Below are 8,004 nucleotides of genomic sequence, written 5' to 3'. Positions count from 1 at the left end.
CCTCGCAGCTCGGCAAACGCCTCGGCTTTCGCGCGAGGACCGCATCACGATCCTGTTTTGCGGCTCGAAGAAAAGCCTCGCCAGCGGCGTGCCGATGGCCAACGTGCTGTTCGCCGGCAGTGCGGTCGGCGCGATCGTGCTTCCGCTGATGCTGTTCCACCAGGTGCAGCTGATGGTTTGCGCGGTGCTCGCGCAGCGCTATGCGCGCGAGGCTGCGACGACCGCCGTGACGGATGGCTTGCGCTAAACGCAACGCGGCTCGGCGATAATATGCCTCTGCTTCTTTAAGTGAGCCTCGCGAAATGAATCCGGTTTTTCCGCCTCCCGCCGCCGTGACAGTCCCGATCGCCGGCACGGACCTCGTGTTTCCGGTCCACCGCATCTACTGCGTCGGCCGCAACTACGCCGCGCATGCGCGCGAGATGGGCGCCGATCCCACGCGCGAGCCGCCGTTCTTCTTCTGCAAACCGGCCGATGCGATCGTCAACGTCGCGCCGGGCACGATCGGCGCGTTCCCGTATCCGAGCGAGACGAAGAACTGCCATTACGAGATGGAGCTCGTCGTCGCCATCGGCAAGGGCGGCCGCGACATTGCGGCGGAACAGGCGCTGGATCACGTCTACGGCTACGCGCTCGGCCTCGACATGACGCGCCGCGACCTGCAGGCGCGCATGAAGGAAACCGGCAAGCCCTGGGATATCGGCAAGGGTTTCGACCACGCCGCGCCGATCGGGCCGATTCATCGCGCCGCGGATGTCGGTCATCTTGCCAAGGGAGCGATCTGGCTCGAACTGAATGGCACGCAAAAACAGAAGGGCGATCTGTCCGACCTGATCTGGTCGGTGGCCGAAACGATCGCGCACCTGTCGAAGTTCTTCGAGCTCGCGCCCGGCGACTTGATCTATACCGGCACGCCCGAAGGGGTCGGCGCCGTGGTCCGCGGCGATCGCATGCACGGCGGCATCGATGGGCTTGGCGAATTCGTCGTGGACGTGATTTAAGCACGGGTTCCAAGAGGCGATCATGAAACTCTACAGCTACTTCCGCAGTTCGGCCGCGTTTCGCGCGCGCATCGCGCTCAACTTGAAGGGCCTGCCCTACGAGTATCTGCCGGTGCATCTGGTGCGCGATGGCGGCGAGCAGCACGCGCCGGCGTATCGCAGTGTCGCGCCCGAAGGCCTCGTGCCGGTGCTCGTCGACGGCGACGTGACCGTGCATCAGTCGCTCGCGATCATCGAATACCTCGACGAAACCCATCCGCAGCCGCCGTTGCTGCCGGCCGACGCGACGGGTCGCGCAGCGGTGCGCGCGATCGCGCTCGACATCGCTTGCGACATCCACCCGCTGTGCAATACGCGCGTGCTCAAGTACCTCGGCACGCACTGCGGTTTGGACAAGGAGGGCAGCGAGGACTGGATCCGGCATTGGATCAGCACCGGTTTCGCCGCGCTGGAAACCCGCCTCGCGCACGACCCGTCGCGAGGCGCGTTCTGCCACGGCGATGCGCCGACGCTGGCCGACATCATGCTCGTGCCGCAAGTGTTCAACGCGCGCCGCTTCGGTGTCGACATGGGCCGGTTCCCGACGCTCGCCGCGATCGATGCGCGTTGCGCCGAGCTGGCCGCGTTCGCCGACGCCGCGCCGGCGAAGCAGCCGGACGCGGAATAAACCGTCTACTTTTGGCACTGGACATCGCCGCGCAGTGCGCGGAGAGTGTGCGCTCCAATTTTTCCGGAGCCGCCATGTCGCGTATCGCCCTCAAACCTCTGTTGCTTGCCGTTGCCGTCGGACTCGGTGCGCACGCGTCCGTGCACGCCGCCGATGACGCGGCCGTGCGCGTCAAGGCGCTCAACGCGCTGCTCGCCGAGCAGTGGGAGTACACGCTCAAGCACCAGCCCGAGTTCGCCACGATGCTCGGCGACTATCGTTACAACGATCGCTGGAGCGATGCGTCGCCGGCCGCCGCGCAACAGCAGAAGAAGGACAACGAGGCGTTCCTCGCGCGCTTCAAGGCCATCGACACGAGTGGCTTCGATGAGCAGGACCGACTCAATCAGCAACTCATGTTGCGCCAGCTCGGCGACAACATCCGCACGGTCGAACTCAAACTCAATGAAATGCCGCTGGACCAGTTCAACGGCGTGCATCTGATGCTGCCGCAGTTCGTCTCGATGGTGCCGTTCGAGACGAGCAAGCAGTACGAGGATTATCTCGCGCGCCTGAACGCGCTGCCGGCGCTGTTCGAGCAGATCACCGAGACGCTCAGGCAAGGTGAGAAGGACAAGATGCTGCCGCCGCGTTTCCTGCTCGAGAAAGTCGTCACCCAGATGCGCGACATCGCCAAGCCGGCCGGCGAGGACAGCGTGTTCGGCCATCCGGTCGCGAAATTCCCCGACGGTATCGCCGCGGCCGACCGCAAGCGCCTGCACGATGCGATCCTCAAGGCGGTCGACGAGAAGGTGCGTCCGGCCTACGCCAAGCTCGCCGACTTCGTCGAGAAGGACTACGCGCCGAAGGGCCGCACCGAGCCCGGCATGTGGGCGCTGCCGAACGGCGATGCGCTGTACAAGTTCTCGGTCGAGCAACAGACGACGACGAACAAGTCGCCGCAGGAAATCCACGAGCTCGGCCTCGCCGAGGTCAAGCGCATCGAGGGCGAGCAGCTCAAGATCGCGCAGAAGCAGGGCTACAAGGACCTGAAAACGTTTCGCGAGGCGATGAACAAGGATCCGAAGACGCACGCGACGTCGCGCCAGCAGATTGTCGATTTGTATAAAAAGTACATCGCGCAGATGGAGCCGAAGCTGCCGCAGCTGTTCGGCCTGCTGCCGAAGAGCGCGGTCGAGGTGGTGCCGACGCAGGAGTACCGCGAGAAGGAAGCCGCGGCCGCCGAGTACAACCAGGGCACGCCCGACGGCAAGCGCCCCGGCCGCGTCTACGTCAACACGGGCGACTACCAGAATCGCTCGCTGCTCAACATCGAGACCACAGCCTATCACGAGGGCGTGCCCGGGCATCACATGCAGATCGCGATCGCGCAGACCCTGCCGGGCCTGCCGCCGTTCCGCCAGCAGGCCGGCTACAACGCCTACGTCGAAGGCTGGGCGTTGTACGCCGAGCGCCTCGGTGAGGAAGTCGGCTTCTACCAGGATCCGCTGAGCTACTACGGCCATCTCTCGGACGAGCTGCTGCGCGCGAACCGCCTCGTGCTCGACACCGGTGTGCACTACAAGCATTGGACGCGTCAGCAGATGGTCGACTGGTTCCATGCGCACTCCTCCGACGACGAGCCCGACGTGCAGGCCGAGACCGACCGCTACATCGTCATGCCGGGCCAGGCGCTGTCGTACAAGCTCGGCCAGCTCAAGATCCTCGAGCTGCGCGCGAAGGCGAAGAAGGAGCTTGGCGACAAGTTCGACATCCGCGCGTTCCATGACGAGATCCTCGACGGCGGCGCGCTGCCGCTCGACGTGCTCGAGGCGCGCGTCGACGGCTGGATCGTGAAGACGAAGGCGTCTGCGAAGAAATCCTGAGCGGACAGATCGTTGTCCGCCCGCTGTCCGTCGCTGCGGACGGACAGCGGGCGCAACCGGCGTTTCGGCGAAAAATTCAATAATAGCAATGGGTTGAAGGGGAAGCAATCGTTGGCACAGGGTTTGCTTCGATAGGGTCGTAGCGACTTTCATCGAATCCCGACCACCCCATGATCCGCGACACCTCCGCCCAAGACCGCCGCATCGAAATCGCGCATCCGCGCGTCAACAAACGCTGGATCATCATCGGCGCGACGAGTGCCGCCGTGCTCGTCGCCCTGGTCTGGCTCGTGCCCTCGGTCGCGCGCCTGATCTCCGCCGGCACCTCGGTGTCGGTCGCCAGTCTGCGCTTCGGTGAGATCAAGCGCGGCACGCTGGTGCGCGACGTGTCCGCGCAGGGCAAGGTCGTCGCCGCGCAGGCGCCGACGCTGTATGCGACCGCGCCGGGCACGGTCACGTTGCTCACCCATGCCGGCGACAAGGTCGAGAAGGACCAGGTGCTCGCCGAAGTCGACAGCCCCGAACTGAACAACAAGTTGCAGCAGGAGCAGGCGACGCTGGCCAGCCTCGACATCGACGTCGGTCGCGCCGGCATCGACGCCAAGCAGAAGGAATTGCTGGCGAAGAAGACGATCGAGCAGGCGCAGATCGACCGCCAGACCGCGGCGCGCGAAGTCGAGCGCAAGTCGCTCGCGTTCGACAAGGGCGCGATGGCCGAGGTCGAAGTGCTGCGTTCGAAGGACGCGCTGGCCAAAGCCGAACTCGACGTCACCCACGCGCAGGCCGATTCGCGCCTGCAGAACGAAACCGCCGCGTTCGAACTGAAGACCAAGCGCCTCGCGCTCGACCGGCAGAAGCTGCTCGTCGCCGATCTCGCGCGCCAGGTCGACCTGCTCAAGGTGCGCTCGCCGGTCGCCGGCCAGGTCGGCCAGCTGCTCGTGCAGCAGAAGGCGAACGTGCCGATCAACACCGGCCTCGTCACCGTAATCGACCTGACCTCGCTCGAAGTCGAGCTGCAGGTGCCTGAAGTGTTCGCCCACGACCTGACCATCGGCATGCCGGCCGAGATCGCCGAGGGCGCGCAGAAGTACAAGGGCGAGCTGTCTGCGGTGTCGCCCGAGGTGGTCAACAACCAGGTCGTCGCGCGCGTGCGTTTCGCCGCCGACAAACCCGCCGGTCTACGCCAGAGCCAGCAGCTGACCACGCGCATCCTCATCGACGAGCGTCCGAACGTGCTCATGGTCGAGCGTGGCTCGTTCGTCGACACGGGCGCGGGTCGCGTCGCCTACCTGGTCCACGACGGCATCGCCGAGCGCAAGGCCATCCAGGTCGGCGCGACCAGCCTCAACGCGGTCGAAATCGTCTCCGGCGTCAAGGAAGGCGACCGCATCGTGATCTCCGGCACCGACTCGTTCAACGGTGCCGAGAAAGTGGTCTTGAACTGAATCCCGCGAACCGAATCAGCCAGCAGGAATGAACCCATGCTAAAGATGCAGCATCTGTCAAAAGTATACCGGACCCACATGGTCGAGACCCACGCGCTGCGCGATTTCTCGATTCACGTGCGCGATGGCGAGTTCGTCGCGGTGACCGGGCCGTCCGGCTCGGGCAAGACGACCTTTCTCAACATCGCCGGCCTGCTCGAGGAGTTCACCTCGGGCGAGTTCTGGCTCGACGGCGTCGACGTGCGCGGCCTCGGCGACGATGCGCGCTCGAAGCTGCGCAACGAGAAGATCGGCTTCATCTTCCAGGGCTTCAACCTGATCCCCGACCTCAATCTGTTCGACAACGTCGACGTGCCGCTGCGCTACCGCGGCTTCAACGCGGCCGAGCGCAAGAAGCGCATCGAGGAATCGCTGTCGCGCGTCGGCCTGTCCTCGCGCATGAAGCACTATCCATCGGAGCTGTCCGGCGGCCAGCAGCAGCGCGTCGCGATCGCGCGTGCGTTGGCCGGCTCGCCGCGCCTGCTCATGGCCGACGAGCCTACCGGCAACCTCGACTCGCTCATGGCGCGCGGCGTGATGGAACTGCTCGAGGAGATCAACCGCCAGGGCACGACGATCATCATGGTCACCCACGATCCGGAGCTCGCTGCGCGCGCCCAGCGCACCGTGCACGTGATGGACGGCCAGGTCACCGATTTCGACTCCGAGCCTTCGCTGCGCGTGAAGGCGCGTGATACGGACGTGGAAACGGCGGTGGCCTGATTTTGCATCCCTTCTCCCGGCGGGAGAAGGAAAGCTCAAGGACATACTATGTTCTCGTACTATCTCCAACTCGGCTTGCGCAGCCTGCGGCGCAACCCCATCCTGACCGCGCTGATGGTGCTCGGCATCGCGCTCGGCATCGCCGCGAGCATGACCACGCTGACCGTGCTGCATCTGATGGGCAGCGATCCGATTCCGTGGAAGAGCAGCAAACTGCTGCACGTGCAGCTCGACAACTGGGACATCAACCAACCCTACGGCGACGACGGTTCGCCGCCCGACCAGGTCACCTATCGCGATGCGACCGCGTTGATGCAGGCGGGCAAGGCGGACAAGCAGACTGCGGTGTTCAAGCTCGCGCTGCCGATCCAGCCGGAGAATCCGGAGGTCAAGCCGTTCCTCTCGGTCGGGCGCGTCTCCTACGGCGATTTCTTCTCGATGTTCGAGCCGCCGTTCAAGTACGGCCAAGGTTGGGGCAAGGCCGAGGACGATGCGCATGCGCGCGTCGTCGTGCTCTCGCGCGAGACCAACGAGAAGCTGTTCGGCGGCACCGATTCGACCGGCAAGACTGTGCGCATCGACGGCAACGACTATCGCGTCACCGGCGTGCTCGACGACTGGACGCTGCGGGTCAAGTACTACGACCTGACCAACGGTTCGCTCGACGACACCGAGGCGTTCTTCATCCCGTTCACGACCGGCATCGACCTCAAGCAGCGTTCCAGCGGCAACAACAGCTGCTTCAAGGATTCGGGTCCGGGTTGGGATGCGTATCTCGCCTCCGAATGCGTGTGGATGCAGGTCTGGGTGCAGGCCGATTCGCCCGCACGCAAGGCGGAGTACAAGTCGTTCCTCGACAGCTACGTCAACGAACAGAAGAAACTCGGCCGGTTTGCACGGCCGCTCGACAATCGCCTGCTTGACGTCAATCAGTGGATGGCCGATCAGAAAGTGGTTTCCGGTGACGTGAAGGTGCAGGCCGGACTCGGTTTTGCGTTCCTGCTCGTCTGCCTCGTCAACACGATCGGCCTCCTGCTCGCGAAATTCACGCGCAAGGCCGGTGAGGTCGGTCTGCGCCGTGCGCTTGGTGCGAGCCGGCGCCAGGTGTTCGCGCAATTCCTCGTCGAATCCGGCGTGGTCGGTCTGTCCGGCGGGTTCATCGGCCTGCTGCTGACCGGGCTCGGCCTGTACGCGGTGCGCGCGCTGTACACCGACTACAAGACGGTGGCGCATCTCGACTGGCCGATGGTAGTGACCACGATCGTGCTCGCGATCGCCGCGGCGATTCTCGCCGGACTGTATCCGACCTGGCGCGCCTGTCAGGTGGCGCCGGCAGCGCAATTGAAAACTCAATAGATCTTCCTTCTCCCACCGGGAGAAGGTGCCCGAAGGGCGGATGAGGGAAAGGCTTGTCCGCCAAATGAAGACGTCAGAAGAGTTGCAAGGCTTTCCCCTCATCCGGCGCTGCCGCGCCACCTTCTCCCGGTGGGAGAAGGGAAGCTAAGGAATCACAGATGGAATTCCGTCCCATTCTCTCCGCGCTGATGCGCAGCAAGGTCGCGAGGATCTTGATCGGCCTGCAGGTCGCGTTGACGCTCGCGATCATGTGCAACGCGCTGTTCATCATCAATCAGCGCCTCGAGCGCATGCATCGGCCGAGCGGCATGAACGAAACCGACACGTTCATCGTCGGCAGCTACGGTTTCGGCAGCGCATTCAACGTGCAGACGACCGCCGAGGCGGATCTCGCCATGCTGCGCAACCTGCCCGGCGTAGCCGATGCGGCGATGACCAACGGCATGCTGCCGATGGGGCAAAGCGGTTGGGGCAGCGGTGTAGGCATGCAGCCGAACCAGAAGCAGTCCACGGCGCGCACGGCCTACTACATGGTCGACGACCACGCGATCAACGCCTACGGACTCAAGCTCGTCGTCGGGCGCAACTTCAAGCCTGAAGAAATCAGCTTCATGACGATGAACAATCGCAAGACCTCGCCGGTTGCGATCATCACCCAGGCGCTTGCGCAAAAACTCTTCCCCGACGGCAACGCGGTCGGCAAGCAGGTCTACGACGAGAACGAGCCGTTCACGATCATCGGTGTCGTCGAGGCCTTGCAGAAGCCCTGGGTCGATGCGGAAGACATCGAATTCTCGGTGATGTGGCCGACGCACCTGGCCTACGGCAACGGCACGACCTATCTGATCCGCGCCGAACCCGGCCGTCGCGACGAGGTCATGAAAATGGTGGAGGCCAAGCTCGGCGAA

8 protein-coding genes are annotated in these 8,004 nt (G+C 64.4%); all 8 read left to right on the top strand.

Annotated features, from left to right (window positions below):
* Positions 1-247 (top strand): bile acid:sodium symporter (locus VF497_RS11370; RefSeq protein WP_330888762.1); only part of this gene is annotated, 247 nt, incomplete at its 5' end.
* Positions 248-332: 85 nt separating this feature from the next.
* Positions 333-1,001 (top strand): fumarylacetoacetate hydrolase family protein, encoded by a 669-nt coding sequence (locus VF497_RS11365; RefSeq protein WP_330888760.1) that lies wholly within the window; start codon positions 333-335, stop codon positions 999-1,001.
* A 22-nt stretch (positions 1,002-1,023) separates the two neighbouring features.
* The gene (maiA, locus tag VF497_RS11360; protein WP_330888758.1) at positions 1,024-1,668 is read left to right on the top strand and encodes a maleylacetoacetate isomerase; all 645 of its coding nucleotides are present in this window, start codon (positions 1,024-1,026) and stop codon (positions 1,666-1,668) included.
* A 74-nt stretch (positions 1,669-1,742) separates the two neighbouring features.
* Positions 1,743-3,533: a DUF885 domain-containing protein gene (locus VF497_RS11355; protein ID WP_330888756.1), complete on the top strand. Its 1,791-nt coding sequence runs from the start codon at positions 1,743-1,745 to the stop codon at positions 3,531-3,533.
* A gap of 170 nt (positions 3,534-3,703) precedes the next feature.
* Positions 3,704-4,978, top strand: coding sequence for an efflux RND transporter periplasmic adaptor subunit (locus VF497_RS11350; protein WP_330888754.1), 1,275 nt, complete (start codon positions 3,704-3,706; stop codon positions 4,976-4,978).
* 36 nt (positions 4,979-5,014) lie between these two features.
* The gene (locus VF497_RS11345; RefSeq protein WP_330888752.1) at positions 5,015-5,740 is read left to right on the top strand and encodes an ABC transporter ATP-binding protein; all 726 of its coding nucleotides are present in this window, start codon (positions 5,015-5,017) and stop codon (positions 5,738-5,740) included.
* Between the two features lie 48 nt (positions 5,741-5,788).
* Complete coding sequence (locus tag VF497_RS11340; RefSeq protein ID WP_330888748.1) at positions 5,789-7,096, top strand: ABC transporter permease; 1,308 nt, start codon at positions 5,789-5,791, stop codon at positions 7,094-7,096.
* Between the two features lie 158 nt (positions 7,097-7,254).
* Positions 7,255-8,004, top strand: a 750-nt coding sequence (locus VF497_RS11335) for an ABC transporter permease (RefSeq protein ID WP_330888746.1), incomplete at its 3' end; no start/stop codon positions are given.

It is taken from the genome of Rudaea sp., assembly GCF_036383415.1.
Lineage (GTDB): Bacteria > Pseudomonadota > Gammaproteobacteria > Xanthomonadales > Rhodanobacteraceae > Rudaea.
The sequence above is the reverse complement of the archived record's forward strand: the minus strand, read 5'-3'. Positions and strand labels throughout refer to the sequence as shown.